This window comes from Paeniglutamicibacter sp. GQ140 (assembly GCF_059759235.1).
The window spans coordinates 36,729-59,745 of the sequence record NZ_JCAXDW010000019.1; the positions used below are offsets into that span (position 1 = coordinate 36,729).

Annotated in this window: 19 protein-coding genes; 13 read left to right on the forward strand and 6 right to left on the reverse strand. The window is 59.7% G+C overall.

What is annotated here, in order from left to right; genetic code table 11:
- Positions 1–36: 36 nt before the first annotated feature.
- The 4 genes from AC6CHY_RS19480 to AC6CHY_RS19495 form a co-directional block, all read right to left on the reverse strand.
- Positions 37–2,157: a CHAT domain-containing protein gene (locus AC6CHY_RS19480; RefSeq protein ID WP_498227945.1), complete on the reverse strand. Its 2,121-nt coding sequence runs from the start codon at positions 2,155–2,157 to the stop codon at positions 37–39.
- A gap of 291 nt (positions 2,158–2,448) precedes the next feature.
- Positions 2,449–3,024 carry a hypothetical protein gene (locus tag AC6CHY_RS19485; protein ID WP_498227946.1) on the reverse strand — a complete coding sequence of 192 codons (576 nt, stop codon included), beginning with the start codon at positions 3,022–3,024 and terminating at the stop codon, positions 2,449–2,451.
- A 55-nt stretch (positions 3,025–3,079) separates the two neighbouring features.
- Positions 3,080–3,655, reverse strand: coding sequence for a recombinase family protein (locus tag AC6CHY_RS19490; RefSeq protein ID WP_498227947.1), 576 nt, complete (start codon positions 3,653–3,655; stop codon positions 3,080–3,082).
- Between the two features lie 1,023 nt (positions 3,656–4,678).
- Entirely contained in the window at positions 4,679–5,569 is an 891-nt protein-coding gene (locus AC6CHY_RS19495) for an isocitrate lyase/PEP mutase family protein (protein WP_498227948.1), read from the reverse strand.
- A gap of 103 nt (positions 5,570–5,672) precedes the next feature.
- Here AC6CHY_RS19495 and AC6CHY_RS19500 point away from each other — a divergent pair, with 103 nt between their 5' ends.
- The 8 genes from AC6CHY_RS19500 to AC6CHY_RS19535 all read left to right on the forward strand — a co-directional run bounded on the left by AC6CHY_RS19500 (position 5,673) and on the right by AC6CHY_RS19535 (position 12,805).
- Entirely contained in the window at positions 5,673–6,923 is a 1,251-nt protein-coding gene (locus AC6CHY_RS19500) for a cytochrome P450 (protein WP_498227949.1), read from the forward strand.
- Positions 6,923–8,107, forward strand: a complete 1,185-nt coding sequence (locus tag AC6CHY_RS19505; protein WP_498227951.1) for an NAD(P)/FAD-dependent oxidoreductase — start codon at positions 6,923–6,925, stop codon at positions 8,105–8,107. The genes AC6CHY_RS19500 and AC6CHY_RS19505 overlap by 1 nt, the downstream gene beginning before the upstream one ends.
- A gap of 9 nt (positions 8,108–8,116) precedes the next feature.
- Entirely contained in the window at positions 8,117–8,311 is a 195-nt protein-coding gene (locus tag AC6CHY_RS19510; protein ID WP_498227952.1) for a ferredoxin, read from the forward strand.
- A gap of 29 nt (positions 8,312–8,340) precedes the next feature.
- The gene (locus tag AC6CHY_RS19515; RefSeq protein ID WP_498227953.1) at positions 8,341–9,126 is read left to right on the forward strand and encodes an SDR family NAD(P)-dependent oxidoreductase; all 786 of its coding nucleotides are present in this window, start codon (positions 8,341–8,343) and stop codon (positions 9,124–9,126) included.
- A gap of 144 nt (positions 9,127–9,270) precedes the next feature.
- Positions 9,271–10,680 (forward strand): FAD-dependent oxidoreductase, encoded by a 1,410-nt coding sequence (locus tag AC6CHY_RS19520; protein ID WP_498227954.1) that lies wholly within the window; start codon positions 9,271–9,273, stop codon positions 10,678–10,680.
- A 43-nt stretch (positions 10,681–10,723) separates the two neighbouring features.
- Positions 10,724–11,485: an HpcH/HpaI aldolase family protein gene (locus AC6CHY_RS19525; protein ID WP_498227955.1), complete on the forward strand. Its 762-nt coding sequence runs from the start codon at positions 10,724–10,726 to the stop codon at positions 11,483–11,485.
- A gap of 125 nt (positions 11,486–11,610) precedes the next feature.
- Positions 11,611–12,318: a GntR family transcriptional regulator gene (locus AC6CHY_RS19530; protein WP_498227957.1), complete on the forward strand. Its 708-nt coding sequence runs from the start codon at positions 11,611–11,613 to the stop codon at positions 12,316–12,318.
- Positions 12,311–12,805: an HtaA domain-containing protein gene (locus AC6CHY_RS19535; RefSeq protein ID WP_498227958.1), complete on the forward strand. Its 495-nt coding sequence runs from the start codon at positions 12,311–12,313 to the stop codon at positions 12,803–12,805. Before AC6CHY_RS19530 ends, AC6CHY_RS19535 begins: the two co-directional genes overlap by 8 nt.
- Positions 12,806–13,408: 603 nt before the next feature.
- On the opposite strand, the gene AC6CHY_RS19540 is transcribed toward AC6CHY_RS19535, so the two are convergent.
- A complete protein-coding gene (locus AC6CHY_RS19540) occupies positions 13,409–15,070 on the reverse strand; it encodes a GMC family oxidoreductase (protein ID WP_498227960.1) in 1,662 nt (553 codons plus the stop codon).
- A 95-nt stretch (positions 15,071–15,165) separates the two neighbouring features.
- On the opposite strand from AC6CHY_RS19540, the gene AC6CHY_RS19545 reads away from it, so the two are divergent.
- Both AC6CHY_RS19545 and AC6CHY_RS19550 read left to right on the forward strand, forming a co-directional pair.
- Positions 15,166–15,816 (forward strand): TetR/AcrR family transcriptional regulator, encoded by a 651-nt coding sequence (locus AC6CHY_RS19545; RefSeq protein WP_498227961.1) that lies wholly within the window; start codon positions 15,166–15,168, stop codon positions 15,814–15,816.
- Positions 15,817–16,003: 187 nt separating this feature from the next.
- Entirely contained in the window at positions 16,004–17,491 is a 1,488-nt protein-coding gene (locus AC6CHY_RS19550; protein WP_498227962.1) for an aldehyde dehydrogenase family protein, read from the forward strand.
- A 609-nt stretch (positions 17,492–18,100) separates the two neighbouring features.
- Here AC6CHY_RS19550 and AC6CHY_RS19555 read toward each other — a convergent pair.
- Positions 18,101–19,426: a cytochrome P450 gene (locus AC6CHY_RS19555; RefSeq protein ID WP_498227963.1), complete on the reverse strand. Its 1,326-nt coding sequence runs from the start codon at positions 19,424–19,426 to the stop codon at positions 18,101–18,103.
- A 343-nt stretch (positions 19,427–19,769) separates the two neighbouring features.
- Here AC6CHY_RS19555 and dctP point away from each other — a divergent pair, with 343 nt between their 5' ends.
- The 3 genes from dctP to AC6CHY_RS19570 are packed head-to-tail and all read left to right on the forward strand — an operon-like array spanning position 19,770 to position 22,956.
- Entirely contained in the window at positions 19,770–20,858 is a 1,089-nt protein-coding gene (gene dctP, locus AC6CHY_RS19560) for a TRAP transporter substrate-binding protein DctP (protein WP_498227965.1), read from the forward strand.
- Positions 20,859–20,891: 33 nt separating this feature from the next.
- Positions 20,892–21,479, forward strand: coding sequence for a TRAP transporter small permease subunit (locus tag AC6CHY_RS19565; RefSeq protein WP_498227967.1), 588 nt, complete (start codon positions 20,892–20,894; stop codon positions 21,477–21,479).
- Entirely contained in the window at positions 21,472–22,956 is a 1,485-nt protein-coding gene (locus AC6CHY_RS19570; RefSeq protein ID WP_498227969.1) for a TRAP transporter large permease, read from the forward strand. The genes AC6CHY_RS19565 and AC6CHY_RS19570 overlap by 8 nt, the downstream gene beginning before the upstream one ends.
- Positions 22,957–23,017 lie beyond the last annotated feature (61 nt).

Consider the following 23,017-nt stretch of genomic DNA (forward strand, 5'->3'; position numbering starts at 1 on the left):
AAGACCGTACATGTCGGAAGACTGGAATCTAGGCATCTACTGAAGGCTTATTCGGTCCGGATAGCCCAGGAAGCAATAGAAGGCAGATTCAGGCACGTATCCTCTTTGGAGCCATGACTCCACGAGGCTCCGGTCACCTGATTGGTCGGCCACCTCAAGCAATCGGCTTTCGCTGTCCTTATATATGTCGCGTCCGGTGAGGGGCACGGTGGATGGTTCGCGTGTAAACCGAAATAGCGGTGCTTTTAGTCCCTTGCTGGGCGTCATGAACCAGCGGTGGAAATTTTGATTTCCTGCAGTCATATCGAAAACTGCATGGGTTGACTGGACTCGATGCCAGACGTCAAGGAGTGTTCCGTGGCGTTCTCGGCCACTTAGGACTTCTGTCATGTAGACAAAGAGACGCTGCATAAAAATTCCATTGTGTTTGACGTCAACGGGCACCATCGTTGAGAGCACCGCTAGGGCCCCTTCGCGCAAGAGGATGTCTGCGATTGTCACTGCGCCGGTTCCGCGAGGCCCGACATGACATGCGCTGAGAATGACAAGTGGTGGAATTTGGGCCAACTCCTCACCCATGAAAAAGTCGTGACCAACCATGATTCCTGCAACATTTTGGTCTGGTTTAGTGGACCCGTGGGCGCTGATAAGGAGCACGTCTGGCTGCTCTTCTTGAATGGCTGATCTAAGAGCTTGAACAGTCAGAGTCTCCCGGATCACCAACGTCACTCGAGGGTCATCCGTCGAGAAGTTCTCTGCAACGCCGCTCCACACCATTCGGGATAGGGGCCCAATTCGATCGCCTGGAAGGATGCATTCGGCAATCAAGACTTTGAAACCCTTGACGAACGTTGTGGTCAAATCGGGAATAGAAATATGTTGAATTGCCCGTGTCAGTGGTGTTAACGGGCGGTAAGCAATGCCAAGCCTGCTTGAAAACGGCGCGGATCCCCCCGGAGGGCTAGTCAATCCAAGCGGAAAGTTGCTGATTACTGATAGCGAAGATGCCCTCTGCATGGCTATGGCAGCGTCGGAGTTCCAAACCGGTTCCATAGCGCGGTTGAGTTCTTCCAATATTCTGTTGACGGCCTTCGGCTTCGTGGGCTGGAGTAGATGTTTTTCGAGCTTGGCCAGCGCGACGAAGGCCGCCGGCGGACATTCCGGGAGCACAATGCCGATTGAGTCACGCGCCACGGCTTCATGCGAGACAATTAGGGAGATGGCTGAGGCTTCGATTTCTGAGTCGGAACAACCCTCATATTTTTTGGGCCACTCAGGCGTGGGATTCGTTTCGTCTAGGGGAACGTTTTCCGTGGCGGAAGGATAGAACTTGTGTTGCTTTGGTGCCACACCTGGAAATCCGACCACGACTGGAATTGCTAGTGCCGCGCTTTGAACGGCAGACTCTTCTTTCATGCGAACTTCGGTTTCAGCTTCTGTGAAGATTTCGCCGTCTAACTTTGCAATGGTGGCAAGGTGGGCGTGGACTGCCCATAGGTTGACAATTGCGTCAGTGGTTTCAGTTGGGATGATTGCATCTTGCATCAATAATTGGCGTTTAAGCCGTTGGAAAGGGAGCTCTATGCCTGCTCGCTCCAAATCTAGGACCGGTCTGACGGGTGGCTGGTCCAGCATGCGAACTTGGGCGTTGATCTTTGCTTCGATCTGACGCCAGTGCTTTTCTAGCGTTGAAAGTGACAACTCCGAATACACGGCCGCAGGCAAATCAAATTTGTACTTCGTCGCCAAACGTTCAAGATGCGATTTTTTGTTATCAGGACCGATCAGTAATGTTCGACGTGCACCGGCAAAAGGACCTTTGAGAAGTACTTTAAGATGCATCTTGAGAGCATCAAAGGGAAGCAGAATAACGGTGTGGGCTCGGCCGTATCTTTGTTGCTCTTGGATTATTTGGCAAGGCGTGTCAAAGAAATCCAAGGTGTCTTTTGGGAGGTGCCGGCAGTACCAGAGAGCGGGTAGAGCTGGCACGATATCGCGATCCAAAAGATGGGGACCAGTCCCTGGACCAGTTAAAGCATCTACATCGGAAACATCTGACGTATACAGGATTGGCGAGTATGCGGATCCGGCAACGTCATTTGAAGAAAACGCAACGATGTAGACGAACGGCTCATACGGTGAAGATTCAGCTGACAATTGCGGTTCCCTCATTGATCGTTTGACTATCGTCACAATACTCACGTGCCCAGTGCATACGCTAAAACCTTGAAATCAGGCGAAAGGATTTGGCTTCATACGGCAGAGCATTCTGGACAAGTCGCCACCGCCTGTGACCGATTTCTGTAGGAGCCTTTTAGTTCAGGTGCTTGGTCTCGCCAGGGATCAATCCTTCGCCGGGATCGCCTTGTAGGTCTCGCCGCATGTTAGTCCGAGGGGTTTACTCGTCGAGAGCCGCGCCTAAGCATTCCAATGCCCCATTTCAGGCGTTTATTTGGTGATGCCCAGAGCAGCCCGTGAGGACGTGACAAAGGCCGAGCGTACTCGGCGGAGATCATATGCCGTTCCATAGACGACATCTGATTTGAAGAAACAATCCAAATCGCCGATCGCTTCTAACGCCGCATCATAAAGTGCGTTGCCAGCTGCATATTCCTCTTCGTCGCCGATGAGCTGCAGTTCCGATATAAGTCTTCCGAGTTCAGCAAGGTCGTTGAAACACTCTTGTAGCGCTTCAACCATGATTTCTCGGGCGATTTCGTCCAAAATATCCGGAATGCCTTCTTCCGGTGTCAGAAGGACTGACTTATGACCGGGGAGACGCTCGGCGCGTTCGTCGTTGTCCGTAAAGCACGCGGTGTCCAGCACTTTCTCTTCAATTTTTCGAGCAATGTTGATCAAATCCGTCGAGAGGTCGAGACGCTTTTCATGCCACCGCGTCGCATCCTCATGCTTACGCCGGTTCTTCTCCGCTTTTTGGCTAAATACGCTTGTTAGGATGACACCCAACAGGGTTGCGGTAAGGCCCGCTATCGCAACCAAAGCGTTAAGTGAGGAATCTTCCATGCTCCATTACTAGCATTGTTTGTTTCGATGATTTCAATGTGTCGATGGGCGGTTCTCACCGCATTGTGCGCTGCACAATGCGGTACACCGTGCTGCGGGCGACCCCGAAGAGCTCGGCGATCTCCGCGCTGGTGTGCTTGCCGCCGTGGTGCAGGGAGACGAGGTGTTTTTCCTGCGCGGGGGAGAGCTTGGGCTGCTTGCCGCGCAGCCGGCCCTTGGCCTTGGCGATCTGCATCCCTTCGCGGGTGCGGGCGCGGATGAGGTCGGATTCGAACTCGGCGACCATGGCCAGCACGTTGAACAGCAGCCGGCCGACCGGGTCGGTGGGGTCGTGGACGTTCCCGCCGAGGCTCAGCTTGATGTTGCGCTTGGTGAGGTCCTCGACGATGTCCCGGGCGTCGGGCAGGGAGCGGGCGAGGCGGTCGAGCTTGGTGACCACCAGGGTGTCCCCGGCCCGGCACGCGGCCAGGGCCTGGTTCAGTCCGGGGCGTTCGCGGTTGCGTCCGGTGAGCCCGTGGTCGACATAGACCAGGTCCTCCGGGACTCCGAGCGCCTTCAGGCCGGCCTGTTGGGAAGCGAGGTCTTGGTGGTTGGTGGAGACGCGGGCGTACCCGACCAGATGCGGTGACATGGCTCCAGTGTAGCGTTTGGGTTACCTTCACCGGGCATTAATGCGGGCGGGGCATGCGCGAATCCGGTTTCCTTGAATTTTCAACGTTTTTAGATGTGGGATTTTCGAGGCTGGGGTGTCGCGGTGGGGGATCGGCTTATAGGACCCCAATTCGAGTCGGACCGCGCCCGAAATCTGCTCTGTACGGTGGGGCTGGGATGTTCCATTGAACCAAGGCATGGAACGCTCAATGCGACTATTCGTTTCTGGCACGAATTTCGTGAAGCGGGGACCGTTGTCCGCGCCCCGGCGCGGGTAGCGGCTGTGCGCCAGCAGCAACAGCAACACACCGTAGTCCGGACACGGGAACGTACTTTTCGCACGGGTCCGGACCGATACCCTTCTCTGCGCTTTTACACGGTGCACCTGCTCCATCAGCGCCTTGTCCTGATATGGGAACAGCACACGCAGCGACGATCCATCACTGGTGGCAAAATTCGGGCCAAAACAATTTACCGTTTGGATTCACAAGTTATGACGCACACACGATAGCTGCAGGTGGCCCGCTATGGAACCGGGGCGGGCAATCCATGAGACCGCACTGACCGAATGCGCATCGCATTCCGCCAAACACTGTTGCGATTCCACCGCCAACAATCACTTCCAGGGGGGCTCCCAGATTGAGCCCCCGAGGTAGAAACCAACTGCTAATCGCGCCACTAACCGCTGCGAAAAACAAGCCACTTACCGTTGAGATTCACATGTCCATTGGACTCCTGCATTTGATGACTTCGAGTCTGATGCGCGAATACATGGGTGGAAAGCTTCGGTACTCCCTCTGGGCAGTCGGGTGATGCCTCCGACTGCGGATGGCTTTGTTTGGTGGGCGCTCCTTGGCTTTGTGGCCAGTATCGATTGGTCGCGCCAGCGCAAGAAAATGCCGAATTCGGTCACCTCTCAGAGCAAAAGGCGCTCTGTGGGACGCTGGACGCCGCACTCCTCGGCTCGGCCATAGAGACTTCAATCTGGCCGCGGCCGATGTCTTCAGCGGCCAGGGAATTCCTCGTCCCGTAGGACATACTCGTCGAGGCCCAGACTTTGCATCATCTCCAGATTGGCGGGCAGTCGTGGTGGGAAGGCGGCCATGTGCGCATCGGAGGACCCTGTGGCGCGCAACGAGTCAAAGTAGTTAATGGCGGCTGTCGTCGAGGCTTCCAGCGAAGCCAGTGGCATGACGACGAGGGCGACGCCGATATTGAATAAGTCTTGTGCGGTGAAGCCCGGGGGTGGATCCAGGGTCACAAGCGGATGCTCAATGCGATCAACGAGATCCGCGTAGATATTCATGCGCTCCTGCGCGGTGCGGTCCGTGAGGGGGATGCCGTCCAGGTTTCGCACCATGGGCAGGACGAGGTCGGCACCGGCCTCTGCGAAAAGCCGGCAGCGCTCCACCACCTCCGACGTGGAGATCTCGTCAGCGTCGGTTCGGGCAATAATCAGCATGTCTTCGCCCTGTCGGGCTTCGGAAGCGATGCGAATGCGCGCCACGGCGGTTTCCCGATCGACGACCTTCCGGCCACCCAGAAATGGGCATCTTTTCGGATCGGCCTGGTCCTCGATCTGGATGGCGGCGGCTCCTAGGCGCTCGAATTCACGCACGGTGCGGTGCAGGCTGTTGGGCCCTCCAAAGCCCGTGTCGACATCGCAAATGACGTCGACGTTTGCGGCATTGACGATGTGCGAAACATGAGTCGCTAGTTCGCTCATCGTCGCCAAGCCCATGTCGGGTGCCCCAAGCTGCGTTGCCTCGAACGCAAAGCCGGAAACGTAGATTGATTCGAAACCTGCCTTCTGTGCGAGGACGGCCGTCAGTGCGTCGTGGGCGCCGGGGGCGATTACTCCGCCGTTCTTTAAGCGGGTGCGAAGGGAATTCATTGCGGGACTCCTGGTGTCGGGGGCATCTACGGGGAAAGCTTGCGCTCCATAAATACTTGTGTTCAACTGTTACACAGTTCACATCATAGTAGAAAGGTTTTCGATGAGTAACCAAACAGCCCAGAAGACGACCTACCCGGTCCCGTATCCGATGCAGTCTCGGCAGGACCTCATCGTCGCTTCCGAGCTTGAGACCGAACTGGGGACCCTGCGCCACGAGCATGGCCCGGTGGTCCCGGCACTCATGCCTTTTGGCAAGGGGCGGGCCTGGATCGCCCTCGGCTACGACGAGGTCAAGCAAGTGATGAGCGATGAACGCTTTGTCGTATGGAAGCACCGCGGCAACGACTACCCCCGGCTTCGACATAGCGAGGGACACAAGCCACCCTTCCGCATGGCATTCGACAAGATGGACGGGCCGGAACAGATCGCCCGGCGTCGAGTCCTTGCCCGCCACTTGTCCGTCCGCCGTGTGATGGCCATGAAGGAAGGCTCCCGCGCGAAGATCGAGGGTTTCCTTGACCAGTTCATCGCGCTGGGCCAAGGCGCGGACATGATGAAGAAGTTCGTCGAGCATGTACCGCTCGCAGTCATCAGCGACCTCCTCGGTGTCCCGGCTGACGAGACGGACATCTTCCTCGAAGCCGCACTGGACCACATGAACGGGCGGATCACCAGCGAAGAACAGGCAAACGCGCACATCACCAAGGTCAACGAGTACTTTGACCGACTGGTGGCCCGCCGGCGCCAGGAGCCGGGGGACGACCTGATCAGCGCGCTGATGGGGGATTTGGATGGCGGCATCTGGGACGACGAGGAACTGGGCGGAGTCGGCTTCGTGCTCCTGACCGCCGGGCACGATTCCACCGCCTCCATCGTCGGCGGGATCCTCTACTGGCTCGCGCACGATCCGGAACGGTTCACGTACCTCAAGGAGAACCGCGAATTGCTGCCGCGCGCCGTCGAGGAATTCTTGCGTGTGGTGCCCGCAGGAACCGGTACGCGCGTGCGAATCGCCACGGAGGATGTCGAGATCGGTGGCGTGACAGTGAAGAAGGATGACGGGATCCATCCCGTGGTCCACCCGGCCAACTTCGACGAGGGAGTTTTCGCCGATCCGCGAAAACTGGATTTCGAGCGTGAGGGAGAGGCGCACTTGCGTTTCGGGTTCGGCCCGCACGCCTGCCCCGGCAACCAGCTGGCGCGCATGGAAATCAGAGAAGTGCTGGATGCGGTGCTCAACCGGTTCGCGACGATCCAAGCGGTTCAGCACACCGATGACTGGCGTGAGCGGATGCTCATGCGCGGACCGAAGTCGCTGGAAATCAACTGGACGCTCGAAGGAGAGCAGTGATGTCAAGGAAGACAGCAGTCATTATCGGAGCCGGAGCTGCAGGGCTGGCAATTGCGGACGGCTTGCGGGATCGCGGCTGGGACGGCGAGATCATCATGGTTGGCGCCGAAGTGCACCCCCCCTATGACCGTCCGCCCTTGTCCAAGCAGCTCCTGGCAGGAGACAAGGAATTCGAGTTCGTCCAGCTTGCCGCCTTCGAGACCTGCAAAGCCCGGGACATCGACCTCCGCCTGGGGACTACAGCGACCCGCCTGGACACCTCGACGAAGACCGTGCTCCTGGCCGACGGGGGAACGCTCGATTACGACGTGCTGGTCATCGCCACCGGCGTAGAGGCGCGCAAACTTGAGCTGGCCGCGGGAATCCCCGGGGTGTTCTCGCTGCGGACTTTCGATGACGCGATGGAACTCAGGGAACACATGGAAAGCGGTCGCCATATGGTGATCGTGGGCGCCGGCTTCATCGGCCTGGAAGTCGCGGCAACGGCCATTTCAAAGGGCTGCATCGTTGATGTCATTGAACCGGCGCCCAGCGCCCTGCTAGGGAAGTTCCCCACGGAACTGGCCCAAAGGATCGAGCAATCCCATCGCGCCAAAGGCGTGCGATTCCACTTCGGCCAGGTGGTGGAAAACTGGAACACCCACGAGGGGCGGATCGACTCGGTGACCTTGTCAGGTGGAGAGACCTTGCGCAGCGATGCGGCACTGGTGGGCATCGGCACCGTTCCCGCAGTGCGCTGGCTAGAAGGCTCCGGGCTTGAGCTTGCCAATGGGATCGTTTGCGACAGCCTCGGACAGGCCGCCCCGGATGTCTACGCCGTGGGCGATGTCGCCAACTGGTTCCATCCACTGCTGGGAGCGAACCAGCGCGTTGAGCACCGGCTCAGCGCCGGAGAACAGGCCCAAGTGGTCTCCGCCGTGCTCTGTGGCACGGACGTCCCGCACATGGACCTCCCATTCTTCTGGACCGACCAGTATGACGAGAAGTGGCAGGCCTACGGGTATGTCCACGGTGACGCCGAGCTGGAGATTGTCCTTGACGATGCCGACGCCAACCGGCTGGTGGCCGTGCTGCGCCGGGACGGGAACTTGGAAGCCGTGGTCGGCAAGAACGCAGCCAAACAACTGATCCCCTACCGCCGGGACCTTCGGGAATCGGCATCCAAGAAAAACCTTCAGAACTAGGAGTACACCGTGAAAGTCAAAGTTGACACCGACAAGTGCATTGCCGCCGGCGCCTGCGTCATGGAAGCCATGGAGGTCTTCGACCAGCGGGACGAGGATGGCGTGGTCATCCTGTTGCAGGAAAACCCGAGCAGTGAACAGCATGCCGCTGTTCGCCGCGGCGCCGCGGCCTGCCCGGCCAAGGCAATCCTGATCGAGGACTAGAACCCCCACCCGGAAAGAGAAGGAACACCATGAATGCACAGCAAACGACCACTGGCAAGATCGCCGTTGTGACGGGCGGGGCCAGTGGCATTGGCCTGGCCACCGTAAAGCGGCTCCAGGAGGACGGGCACACGGTCGTGATCGTTGATCGGTCGGAAGCAGCAGCTTCGGTTGCACAGGAACTGTCGAAAGACGGGGCCCGGCCGGTCTTTTCCGAGGTCGCGGATTTGGGAACGGCAGCGGACATCGAACGGGTGACGGCCGTGATCACCGCCACGTACGGCGGCGTCGACATCTTGGTCAACAACGCCGGTATCCATCCAAAGCGCAACGATGGCAGCCACTTCCCGATCGAGGAGATTTCGCTGGAACAGTGGGAGCAGGTCATGACCGTCAACCTGACGGCAACCTTCCTGCTGTCCCAGTGGGCCATGGTCCAAATGAAGAGCAAGGGCTGGGGGCGGATCATCAATGTCTCATCACGGGCCGGCCGGGTCTACATGCCCATCAGCGGAGCCCACTATGTCGCAAGCAAGGCGGCTGTCATCGGGTTTACGCGCACCTTGGCCGGCGACTGCGGTCCGTATGGCGTGACGGCAAACACCGTTGCCCCCGGCCGCATCAAAACGCCGTTGTCCGACGTCAGCGGTTTGGGCTCATCCCAGAACCTCCATGAGGAATTTTCCAAGTCGGTACCGCTGGGCCGCGTTGGAACATCCGACGAGTTGGCGGCAGCCGTCTCTTTCCTGGCCTCCGAGGACGCCAGCTTCATCACCGGGGCAGTGCTCGACGTCAATGGAGGAATTTTCGGCTGACACCGATCGGCCCGTTGCTGATTCCCACGAAACCGAGGTAGGACGTGGGAATCGGTGGGTCGAACGGCCCACCGATGCCCCCGGAACGCTCCCAGATCCGGCCATGGCCCTAACCGTGGCCTATATGCGTAAGGAAGAAATACCTTGGAATCCACAACATTCGACCTATTGGTCATCGGAGCCGGGATAGCCGGATTGACCGCGGCCACCGCTGCATCGGAATCCGGACTTGACGTCGCAATCGTCGAGAAGACCGAAGACATCGGCGGGTCCTCGGCGATGAGCGGCGGATGGTTCGCCTTCACCGGAACCAGCGAGCAAGAGACTGCGGAAATCCGCGACTCCCGCGAGCAATTCCTCCAGGATCTGCTCGAAGTGGGAGCCTATCGCAATGACCCCGGGCTTCTCGAGGCATACTTGGACAACCAGCTGGAGACCTACCAGTGGTTGAAGGATCACGGCGTCGAGTTCGGGCAAGTCGAGATCAGCTCCGGACAGTCGGCGCCCCGCGGCCACAGCACACGGATCCGCGAGGTCCTCCGGGAACTGCACAGCCACTTCGAAGGGCTGGGCGGGAGGACCCACTATGGACATCGTGTGCGTTCCCTGCTCCGTGACCGGGAAGGCCGGGTCACCGGCGTGGAAATCGAAACCGCGAATGGACCGGTCCTCATGAAATCCAGACGGGGTGTGGTCATCGCCTCGGGCGGATTCTCGCGCTCCAGCGACCTCCTGGCGACATTTGCACCCGAGCAGCTGGCCGCGATTCCCTATGGCGGCCGCGGAAACACCGGTGACGGACTGCGCATGGCGTGGAAGATTGGTGCAGGCATGGCCGACATGTCTTCGATCTCTGGCACCTACGGCTCGCATCCGGACACGACGGACGAGCAGCATGAGTTGCTCACGTCCTTCTACCTGGGCGGCATCATCGTCAATGCCGAAGGCGAGCGATTCGTCGATGAATCACTGGACTACAAGACCTTGGGCTCGGCCGTTCTGACACAACCGGATGCCATGGCCTTCCAGGTCTTCGATGCGCCGGTCCGCGCCAAATCGCAACGCGGCATCGCTTTGAAGGACATGGATACGCTCGAGGACCTGGGACACATCTTCCGGGCCGATACCCTTCCCGAGCTTGCCGAGCTGGCCGGCATTCCGGCTGACGCTCTCCTGACGTCCGTTCAGCGCTACAATTTGGTGGCCACCGGGCAGATCGCCGACGAGCTGGGCCGGACCCATCTGTGCAACGGCGTCGGGGCCTTGGGCGCCCTTGAGACGGGCCCCTTTTATGCCTACCCGGCCAAGACGCTGATGACCACCACCTATGGGGGATTGACGATCACTCCCCAGGGCCAGGTCACCGACGTGGACGGGGAAGTCATCGATGGACTCTACGCCATCGGGGAAGCCACCGGGGGATTCCACGGAGCGGCGTACATGACGGGCACATCATTGGGGAAGGGCGCGGTGTTCGGAAGGATCGTAGCCCGGCATATCGCATCGAAGGATGCCGAATCGGGAGTCCTGGCAGGTGTTCCCCATGCCGGCTAGAACAAACAACATCCTGGGCGCACTTCGCTGCGGCAAGACTTCATTGGGCGTCAATATTCAAACCAACAGCCCGGAATTTCTGGAGATGGTGGGCCGCGCCGGGTATGACCACGTCATGATCGACTGGGAACATGGTTCCTTTGGAACCGATGCCGTGGTGTCGATGATTCGCGCCGCACAGGTTTCACAGCTCACCCCGATTATCCGGGTACCGTCAAACGACGAAGTCTGGATCAAGCGCGTGCTCGACGCAGGGGCCTTGGGCATCGTCGTGCCCCATGTCTACAATCGTGAACGTGCCGAAGCCGCCGTGGCCGCGGCCCGCTATTCCACCCCGGGTGGCCCCGGCGCCCGGGGCGCTTGTCCAAGTGTCCGCGCGGCCGACCACATGGCATCGGACTGGCGCACCTTCGCGGAGTGGTCCAACGACAACGTCTTTGTGGCGGTGGCGATCGAGAGCCGCGCCGGCGTCGCCGCAGCGCAGGAGATTCTGGAAGTCCCCGGAATCGACGCACTCTTCCTTGGGACTTTCGACCTGGCCCAGGAAATGGGCCACCACGGAGATAATTCCGTTCCGGAAGTCGAGGAGCAGATCCTCAAGCTCGTCGAGGCGGCAAAACGTGCCTCGGTTCCACTCTTCGCGACACTGTATCGCGGACGTACGCCCGAGGAATCACGGAAGGAACTTGAGCACTGGGAAGGTCTCGGTGCCCGAGTCATCAATACCGTCAGTGACCGACGACTGATCCTGCAATCACTGTCGGAGAGACTCGAAATACTCCAGGACCAGGCACTTCCATGCTGACCGAAACATGGTTTCCCAAGGCTCCATCGGCATCGAGCCCGGTCCCGTTGGAGTAGTGTTGAGCAGTAGCACACTAGGAATCCCCGCTCCAACACCTGCAACGAGAATAGGATGGTCGATTCGACATGACAGCAACGAGTGAATCCCTGCTGACCAGCGGAAAGCTGCAGACGGTTTCGGTCGTGGATGCGTTGGAAGGGCGACTCCGCCTGGAAATCTTTGGCGGCAACATCCCGGCCGGAGAACGGATCAAGGAAGCTCCACTGGCCCAGGAGCTGGGGGTGTCCCGGCATACCCTGCGTGCTGCGCTTACCCGCCTCGAGAACGTGGGCCTGCTCCAGTACCGCGAGAACCGAGGATGGTCGGTACCGGTTTTCGGCCGCGAGGAATATGCCGACATACTCCTGCTGCGGGAGAGCCTGGAATCAGCCGCCTACCGTGTGGTCCTTGCAAAAAAGGCCAAGCCCGGTAAAGAGGTTGAGCGGGTGCTGGAGCAAGTGGTCTCCATGACGGACGACGACCCTTGGCCGCTGCGCCTTGACGCCGATTGCTCCCTGCATCAGGTCCTGGTGAACCTTGCCGGGAGCAAGAGGATCAGTCGTGCCTTCGCTGACATGATGGACGAATTCAGGCTTTGCCGGTTGCAGTCGATCGATTGGCTGGAGCACTTGAGCCTGGATGACTGGAAGGAAAAGCACGTGGATTTGGTCGACGCGCTTCGCGCTGGCGACATCGAAGCCATCTCAGTGGCCACCAGCGGGCACTTCACAAACGATCCGTGGAAGGACCCCCGAATCGAGGACTTCAAACCGAGAAAGACCGCGAGTGAATAACGCAGATCCCGTCGCACAGAATTTCGGGCCTCTCGCATGGGGGATAAAGCCAAGCTTCCTCTCGTACCTCCAAGGCCTGGAAGACCTGCTCGTCATGGCCAACGACGGTGCCACGGCCAGCGAGCATGGCGACGTGTTCAACTTCCCCTTCGCGGCGCGGACGGATCTTCCCGAGGGCGGGATGCGCCTCGAATTCACGGGAGACCTCAGGCTAAAGGCCCACGGCGGCATGCTGCTCGTCATCTTCATGAATCCCTGGCTCACATTGGCTCCTGAAGGCGCCGAGCTAAGCATCGTGGATCTCATGGCATGGCCGGATACCTCACGGCGAGAGACCATTGCCGTGTCGTCCGAGGGCTACAGCTACGCCGGGAACGGCGACATCGAGGTCCCCTTGCAGCTCACGGCCAACGGCGTGGAGACGTTCAACAACGTTTACCCGCAGGGATCGATGCTCGCACCAGCCCGGGTTCAGAACATTGGATGATCCCGAAGGAAACGAACCATCCGGCGGCGGATGCCATTAGGCTCACCGGTGCCCCGGCATGGACGCCGTCGGACAGCCTGCGCCCTGGCGGCAGTTCGCGCAACAGGGGAAGACCGCGGCGCCCGGGATCCGTTCGGATGCACTCCGGCCTTCCGTTGTTTCCCCAGGCGGGCGGACCCGCCGGCCATGGTGTGCATCGGCCGCGGTGGCTGGACAGCCCGGCATTTCACTGGTCCGGATTCTGGAGTCCTGGATGCGGCGGAAGGCTGATAGCGGCGATGCCCCTCGGTCGATGGCGCACTGGATGGGCCCCGCGGATGTGTATTCGTCCAGTGCAGGAAAATGCCTCGGTCCTCATCCTCCGCCTCCCGGACCGGGAACCTTGCATGTGGCGACCGTGCTGTCCACCTTGGCGTGGCCTCGGAAGCGAGTTTGCCCGGTGCTGGTTCGTACAGCAAGCGCCATGCACCGCGGGCGACTTCCCCGATTGAATCGTTGTACCGGTTGATGTCATCCCAGGCGAAGTCTCTGCGGGCCCCTAAAGTGCACGACGAAGCCCGCTGGGCTTCCGAATACCTCGGGCAGCTCAGCGGGCTTCGATCCTTACTGAGTCACGTTGGAGCCGGACGACTTGGTCTCGGATGCTTCACGCCGCGTGGATTCTTCCTTGATGAAGTCGGCCCCACGTTCGGCAATCATGAGCACGGCGGCATGGATGTTCGCCGTCAATTCTTCGGGCATGACGGAAGCATCAATAACCCTGAGTCCCTCAATGCCATGAACGCGCAATTGGGGATCGACGACCGACATCTCGTCGGTGCCCATTCGTGCCGTGCCTGCGTAGTGGAAGGCCGTGTCCGCATTCGCCCGAATGTACTCAAGCAGCCCTTCCTCGCTGTCTCCCTGGGGTCCGGGAGCGACCTCCTTCACCCCAAGTTCCTTGGGCATGGCTTCGGCAATCTTCTTGGCGATGCGCATCCCCGCCATGAGCGCCTTGCGGTCCTCTTCATGTGACAGGTGGTTGAAGATGAACTCCGGGTTGGCATCCGGGTCTGACGAGGTGATGCGCACATGTCCGCGGCTCTTGGGCCGTCCCTGGTACATGCCCAACCGGAAGCCTGAGAAGGTGGCCAGGTCCCAGCCTTTGTCGCCTGGCATGAAAGGCAGGAAGTGCAACTGTAGGTCCGCGTCTGGGGCCGCCGGATCGGTCTTGAGATAGGAGCCGGCCAGCGATGCGCCAATGGTCAGTGGGCCGGAGCGTTGGCCCAGCAAGTATTTGATGGCCTGCAAGCCTTGTTGGAGGGGAAGTCGGATGAGCTTGTTGAACGTGTACTTGCTTGTCGTGACGTACTTGCGCCCGACCTGGGCATGGTCCATGAGATCCTCGCCCACGCCCTTGAGATCGTGGACCACCGTGATGTCGTGCTTCCTCAGCAGTTCCGCTGGCCCGACGCCGGACAGCTGCAGCAGCTGGGGCGTACGCAATGCGCCGGCGCTGAGGACGACTTCTCGGGCCGCGGACACCGTCAGCTCCTGGCTGGTCTTGCGGTAGGTGACTCCAACGGCGCGTTTGCCATCGAAATTGATCTTGATGACTTGTGCCTCGGTGAGCACTGAAAGGTTGCCCCGTTTGCGGGCCTGCTTCAGGATCGTCTGGGAGGTCGATGAACGGACACCGTTATGGGTGGCCAGATCCCAGTACCCGGATCCTTCCGGGTTTCCGGAGTTGAAGTCCACGTGCTTGCGTGTGCCGAGCGTTGTGGAAGCGGCCTCGATGTACGCGTCGGCCAGCGGATTTTGCCATCGTGCCTTTTCGATGCCGATGGGGCCGTGACCGTTGTGCACCTCGGTATCGCCGCGATGGTCGGATTCGTATCGCTTGTGATAGGGGAGGATGTCGTCCCATCCCCATCCTTCCGCACCCTTGTCGACCCACGATTGGTAATCGCTCTTGGTGCCGCGCACATGCACCAGTCCATTGATCGCGCTTGATCCGCCCACGAGACGGCCGTAGGGCAAGGAGTACCTGCGGTTCTTGAGTTGCGGCTCGGGCTCCGTCTGGAGATCCCATGAAGTGTATTTTTTGTCGAACAGGATCTTCGCAAAGCCCAGGGGGATGCGTGACCACGGGCTTCGGTCCTCCGGGCCCGCTTCGATTAGTAGCACCTGGTTGCGTGGGTCTTCGGACAGGCGAGAAGCAACTACCGACCCTGCTGAACCGGCACCAACGACGATGTAGTCGAACTGGCGTGGAAGATGATTCATGAGTGTGGACTTTCCTTAGCTCTGGAGTGTGTCACGTCACAGCTTGCATCATTTGTGAACAGGTGTCAATAAACTCTTCGCGATAGAATTTGCCCATGACAGTTAGCTCCCAAGGCACCAGCATCGACGGGCGGCGAGAGGTGCTGCGAGGCTCGACGGACTCGCGCGCCATGCGCACCCGCAAGCAGATCGCCGACGCCCTTGACGAAATGGCTCGCCGCAAGATCGACGTGACCGTAAGCTCCTTGGTGCGGGAGGCCGGGATCAGCAGGGGAACCTTTTACACGCACTACGCGGGCTTGGACGAGCTGGCGGGGGAGCTTCAGGCGGCAATCGTGCACCGAATCGCCCGCTGGGAACGGCAGCGCGCGCACATGGACCCGCGGGAGGTCGTGCGGTCCAGGCGGGACAGCATCGCGGAGGCGTTGCGGATGGTTGTTGAGCACTATTCGGAGTATCGACTGTTTTATACCGCGGTATTCTCTTTGCCGACATCCCTGGTTGCCACCAACGTCCTTGTTGAAGCCCTTGCCGATGAGCTGCTCGAGCACATGCTCCATGACGCGCAGATCCCGCCGGACGTCGATCCGCCGATGGCCGCACTTTTCATCGCGGGAGGGTGGATGGCGGTGATCTCCGAATGGGTCATGGGACGCATTGAGGCGAACGAGGAGGCGGTGGCGCGACACTTGGTGACGCTGGTTCCCGAATGGATGTATCAACTTCGGGGCGCCGGAGAACTGTGACGTGGCCACCTTGCCCGTCCGACGCCCTTTTTCGGCAAGTCCTTGAGTATGTGATCCGAATCATGCAGAATGGGCAACTGTGGAACAATTCCACAAAACCCCCGCACGTTGCGACGCAATGCAGAACGGCCGTTGGCATAGCCAGTAGATCCATGCGGGCGGCACACACTCACAGGAAGGCCTACCAGTGGCAACCAATCTCCTCCCAGCAACCGATGTGAAGGAATTAGGGCTGTACATCGACGGAGAGTGGACCTCTCCATCAAGCCGCGAGCTCACCGATGTCGAGAACCCCGCGACCGGAGAAGTTTTCGCCAAGGTCTCGGTGGCCACAGTGGGCGACGTGGACAGGGCTGTGAAGGCTGCTCGACGATCCCATGACCAAGGCGACTGGTCACGAGCCACACCGGCACAGCGCAAGCGTGTCCTTGTGCGCTTTGCTGAGATCATGGAGCGCCGCAAAGACGAGTTGGTCGAGCTTGATATCGCCGAATGCGGCTCAGTGCGTTGGTTTGCCGAGGTGGGCCAGGTTGGGGGCGCCATTGCCCACCTGCGGTCCACCATTGATGCGATGGACAAGTTCGACTGGGAGCATTCATCTTCCGTCCATTTTGGAAATGGCATTGGGCAGGGACAGGTCGTGCGCGAGAGCTACGGAGTGGCAGCGCTGGTCAGCGCCTACAACTTCCCGCTGTGGCTGAACATCACCAAACTCGCCCCGGCATTGGCGGCGGGCTGCTCCGTGATCCTGAAGCCGGCATCGCCAACGCCCCTCGAAGGCCTCGTTCTTGCCGAGATCGGCGAGGAGGCCGGGCTTCCGCCCGGTGTCCTCAACGTTCTTACTGGGGACCGGGTCGCGACGAAGGCATTGACGACCCATCCGGAAGTCGACATGGTCAGCTTCACCGGGTCCGATTCCGTCGGCTCGCAGATCTACCAGCAGGCAGCTGCATCCATCAAGAAAGTCGTACTCGAGCTTGGCGGCAAGAGCGCGAACATCGTTCTGGAAGATGCCGATTTGGATGCAGTGGCGGCGCAGGTCGTCATGCACACCATCATCCAGGCGGGACAGGGGTGCTCCTTGCTGACCCGCACCCTGGTTCATCGCTCGCGGTACGAGGAACTGGTCGCAAAAATCGCTGACGGCCTATCCGCAGTGAAGGTCGGTGACCCAACGGCGCCCGACACCCAGATGGGTCCGTTGATTTCCGCAGCACAGCGGGAGAAGGTCGAGGAAATGATCGCTTCCGGGATTGAAGCCGGTGCACGGCTCGTCACCGGCGGAAAGCGGCCTGCCGACCTGGAGGAGGGGTATTACTTGGAGCCGACACTGTTCGCCGATGTCGATAACAAGATGCGCATCGCCCAGGAAGAGATTTTTGGTCCGGTCAACGTCGTTATCGCTTTCGATTCCGATGACGAGGCCGTGCAAATCGCCAATGACAGCCCCTACGGCCTGTCGGGCGCAGTCAATTCCGCGGACTCGGTCCGCGCATATGACATTGCACGGCGCCTGCGGACGGGCGCCGTGATCATTAACGGCGGCGGCGGTTTCCCCGATATCAGTATGCCGTTCGGGGGCTACAAGGCCAGTGGTATCGGCCGCGAATACGGCGCATGGGGCATTGAGGAGTACCTACAGGTGAAATCCATCGGCTGGGGCGTCGGACGCTGAGGGCACTGACCACCTAAAATTGCCGAAGGTCGGCCCCGGACGAATCGGGGCCGACCTTCGGCAATTTCGCATCCGGACGGCGCAGGCACCGGGATTTCAACCGACGTGCCATCATCTGGCCGCAGCCCAACGGGGTGAACCTGTTCCGACGACTTGAGATACTGATGCGAGTCTTCTCGTGCGGCACAGGCAGATAATTTCCAGCACGCGTGAAGATGAGCCGGAACGCGTTGTTTCAGTGGCGCGGGACGTCGTTGTCCCATCAACGCGAACCCCTTGCGGGCGCCCAGCACAGTGAATCGATGCGGACAAAGATGAGTAGCCGGTCCGCCTTCACGGGGTGGGGACGTGATTCGCCAGGAGGCTGGCTCTGGCTGGATGTACCTGGTCGCCATCCCAAGCACAGTCGCCCCCGCCGCGTCGATTTGAGACCAAACCCGGGATCGCTGGCTGCAACCGCTCGTGCCCCCACAAATGGCGGGAAACTCCACTTAGGACATGAAATGAAACCCGTGTGGCCAAGCAGCCCGGTGAAGTCACCGGACTGCTTGGCCACACGGGTTGGACCGACAGTACCTTTCGGGTGCCGGGTGGATCAGGCCGACGGCATTAGTCGATCAATTCCAATCGCACGGGCAAGGACTTAACGCCGCCCACGAAATTGGTCTGGAGCACCTTTCGGCCTTCAAGCAGTTCGATGTTCCGGACCCGAGGCAAGAGCTCTTCGAACAAGATGCGCAGTTCCAGACGTGCCAAGGGCTGGCCCAAGCAAGAATGCGGACCGCTGCCGAAGGCGATATGCGGATTCGGCTTTCGATCGTGTCGGAACTCGTGCGGGGCTTCGAAGATCTCCTCGTCGCGGTTGCCCGACTGGAACAGCAGCATCAAGCGGTCACCCTTCAGGATCTGCGTCCCATGCAGGTCATAGTCCACGGCGGCTTGGTGAACGAAGTGCTTCACCGGCGACGCCCAACGAAGGCCCTCATTGATGAGTGTGGGAATCAGCGAGGGGTCCTCTTGGACTGCCTTGAGCTGATCCGGGTGCTTCGCCAATTGCTCGAATATCGTTGCGGCGGTTGTCGAGGTGGTGTCATGGCCGGCACCGGAGATCGCGATGTAATACCCGATGCAGGTCTTCATCGGGTAGTAGTCGCCGTTGTCCTGTCGCGCATTGGCGATGAGGCTGGCCAAGTTGTCCTTGGGGCTTTTGCGCAGGTTTTCAACGAGAGAAACATAGTACGCTTCAAAATCACGGATATTGGCCGAATTCTGCTCCGCGGCGGCGGTGGCCGAATTCGAACCGATGCCGGAACGTCGCGATTCGGGATCATTGACGCCGAAGCGCTCGTGGGCCAACTTCATGATGACGGCTTCGTCCGCCTCAGGAACTCCGAAGAGCGTCATGATGACGTGCAACGGATAGAACCAGGCGAATTCGCGGGAAAAGTCGAGTTCGTTGATGCCGGGCTGGAGGTGCTGGTCAATGACTTTTCGTGCCAGATCCCGAATGCGTCCATTCCACTTCTTGAGCTCGACCGGTCGGAACCAGCCTTGGGCGATGTCACGGACGATCGTATGTTCAGGAGCGTCCATCATTTGAAGTGATTCCAGGGGACGGAGAGATCCGTGGGTCTTCTTCGTCCACGCGTCCCCGGCCTGTGTGGCAAGGATCGGGTTGTGTGTTCCCGGGTTTTCGCCGCCACCGTTGTGGAACACTTCCGGTTGTCGTTCGATTTCAAGAATGTCCGCGTGCTTTGTCACCAGCCAAAGCGGGTCATATCCCTCCACCTCGACCTTCGCAAGAGGAGCATTGTGCCGTAGCCACTCGTAGGCGGCAAACAGGGCCTCCTCATCCAGATGGCCTTCGGGCAACACTATTCGACGAGCGATTTCGTCGGGTATGCGTATTTGGGTTTCGACTTGAGTTGCAGTCATAACTCCTCCTTCGTCAATGTAGGTCATCCGCAGGATCGCCCAGAGTTAGGGAACCGCGGGCCCTCGGGTTGTTTCCGTTCGGTGGTTGTGTGGTCCGGCCCAGCTGTGTACGATGTGTGTCGTGTCACATAAGCACAGTGCTACTGTGTCACAGTTCATCGAAATTGCGCAACTTTGTCATCACCGGCACCGCTTGCCCATCCCCACCGACTCGAGGATCCCCATGCGACGCACTTCAACTCGCCCACTACTGGCTGCCGGAATGGCTTTCGGTTTGTTCTCCCTATCGGCTTGCGGTGTCCCCGGCGCCGCTGCCGGAGGCGCCGGAAAATCCCTGGCCGACATGGAGCCCCTGACGCTCACGTACAGTGACCTGACTTCGTCAACGTCCAAGGCCGGGGAAACCGTCCAGCAATGGATCGAGGAGCTCGACGAGCAGAGCCAAGGAAAGCTCGTGGTTGAGCCGTACTTCTCGAGTTCATTGCTGACCAGTGCGGACGCCTTGGCCGGCACCGGGAGCGGGGTTTCGGATATCACCTACACCGTGGTCACGTACAAGCCCCAGGCGCTGCCCGTCGCCAACTGGATCAACGAAGAGGGTTCCCTTCCGGTCGATTCCTACCCGCACAACCAACTCCAGACCGTCGGCGTGATGAACGAGATGTTCTCAACCGAGGCAGCCGAGAAGGAATTTGAATCCCAGAACGTCAAATTCCTGACCTCGACGAGTGTTGCCGGAAAGTACGACATGCTCTGCAACAAGGAGCTCAAGTCCCAAACCGACTTGGGCGGACTGCGTGTCCGTGCGCCGGGCCCCGTGTGGGCCGCTGAAGCTGAAGCCCTGGGAATGACGGTGGTCAGCGTGGCCCAGAACGAGGCCTACGAGGCGCTTCAACGAGGAGTCATTGATTGCCAGATCGGGGCGCCTTTCATGTACGAGGACTATGGCCTCTCGGAAGTGGCGAAGGAATACTACCCGGCCACCTTTAGCGCCAACATGGGATTGGTGATGCTCATGAACCTCGATACGTGGAATGGCCTATCGACCGAGGCGCAACAAGTCCTGCAGAAGAGCATGGAGGACTTGGCAATGAACCGCACCCAGGCGGACATCAAGGCCCAGCAGGTCTTCTTCGACCGTCGCGACGAATTGGGCATCACCACCCACGATGTCACCGAGATGAATCAGGTGCTTTCTGCTTTCCAGAAACAGCGCAGCGACACGTGGGTTCAGCGAGCACCTGCTTCCGTTGAAGACCCGGAGAGCCAATCCGAAATCCTCGGTTCAGCCATGGAGTCATGGGCGAAAGTCCTGGAAGAGGACGTTCCGTTGGTCAAGGCAGGCAAGGTCGCCAGCACGGACATCCAGGACTTCCCGGCATGGCAGTCCAAACTGGCGGAAGTCTTCGAAGCTCGCACCCCGCGTTCGTAGCGGATCCGCAGCTACAAGAAGGGATGCACTGAAGTGAACACAACTATTGTTCAAGACCGCCCAGCCCGCAAGGTGCTGGGGGCAATCAATCGGGGCAGCTCCGTCTTCATGGCAGTTTCCGGAATCGCGCTGGTCATCATGCTGGGACTGGTAGCGAGCGACGTGCTCCTGAGAAACCTTTTCGGCGTGGCAGTCACCGGGGTGTCCGAATACGTGAGCCAGTGGATGATGCCGGCAACGATTCTCTTCGCGATGGCATTCACGGAAAGGAAAAAAGACCACATCCGGGTGACCATCGTCGAAGACAGCATGATGGATCGTCCCCAGCAGGTTTTTGCAGTCTTGGGCCAATCCCTGGCAGTCATTGTCTCGGTGATCCTGGCGTGGGGGAGCCTGAATCTCTCAATTGAGTCGATGGATCTTCGCGAGACCGTTCCCATGGGTACCGGCGAGCTGGCCGTCTGGCCCATCAAACTCATCATCGTCGCCGCCTGGATATGGATGGCAGTGCAGGCATTCGCAAATCTCATGACAATTATGTTCCCGCGCTGGGCTGCCGAGCCGGCCACCGACGAGCAATCCGACGGGAATCTGAAGATGGAAGGTGGCACACATGCTTGAGACCATGGCGCAACCGGCGTTGAAACTCCGCCCTTCGACGGGGCTTTTCCAATGGCTCAAGGTCGTCATCCTGTTCGGGGGCTCCTTGGTGATCGCCGGAGTCTTGCTTTTCGGCAATCTCTCGCGTGAGTCGGTCGGTTTCTTGACGGTGCTTCTGATGCTGTTCCTCATGCTGAGCGGAGTCCATATCGGTCTGGCCATGGTTGGCGCCGGACTGTTGGGATTGTTCGCCTTGGGAGGCTGGACCGCGGCCACCTCGACACTGGCGCAATCGGTGTACGACCCGACCGCTACGTGGCAACTAAGTGTGATTCCCACCTTCATCCTCATGGGCACGGCCCTCTGGAAGTCCGGTCTGACCCAACGGGCATTTGAAGCCGCAAAGGTGTGGCTTGGGAACGTGCCCGGCGGACTGGCCCTGACCACCACCGTGGCGGGTGCCGGCCTTGCGGCATCCAGTGGCTCCACCATCGCCTTGGCCCATGCGCTGGGTCGAGTAGCGGTCCCGGAAATGCTCCGGGCTCAGTATCGGCCCGGATTCGCCATTGGTGCCACCGCAATGGCCGGGACGCTCGGCCAGATTATCCCGCCCAGCGTGCTGCTTGTTGTTTATGCAGGAGCTGCCCAGACTTCGGTCGGAACCCAGCTGATGGCCGGGATCGTTCCCGGCCTGTTGCTGGCGGCGGCGTTCTGCCTGTACATTTTCTGCGTCGCGGTCTTCAAGCCGAGCATTGCTCCCCGCATGGGGGAATCCTTCCCCCTTGGGGTCAAGGTCAGGGCGCTTCTGGGTGTAGTTCCATTGGCTGTTGTCGCCATCATCGTGGTAGGTGGCATAGCCTCTGGACTGTTCACGCCAACGGAATCGGCAGCCGTCGGAGCCGTCGTTGCCATCCTCCTCGGCTGGAGTATTCGGCCCAACGAACCGAAAACCCTTAGGGCGTTCGGTCGGTATTTCCTTGACGTGGTGTCCATTTCAGCAATGTCTTCGGCTGGCATCTTCCTGTTGTTGATCGGCGTCCATGCCCTCACCCGGGTGGTAACCCTGAGCCGGATCGCCAATGGACTCACGGACAGAATCGTGGGACTGGGGCTCAGCGCGTCCGCGTTCCTGTTGGTCCTGGTCGTGCTCTATTTGCTCCTTGGCATGTTCATGGACACCATGGCCATCATTCTGCTGACCGTGCCGATCCTTGCAGCGCCGCTGAACGAATTAGGTGTCGACATGGTGTGGTTCGGTGTCTTCATGGTGGTCATGGTCGAAATCGGGATGGTGACCCCGCCGATGGGAATTTTGAGCTTCGTGCTCCATCGCATCGTCCAGGACCCTGAAGTCAACCAAGGCAAGGCGATCTCCTTGACATCCGTCTTCGCCGGAGCGATGCCGTTTGTCCTGGTGGCACTGGGGTTCGCAATCCTGTTGATATACGTCCCGGACATTGTTACCTGGCTTCCGGGCCAGCTGGCCACCACTGAATAGCTCTCGCGGCTCGAATCGAAGGGGCCCTGAAGGACACTCGTTAACGCGAAAAGGCTCGAAC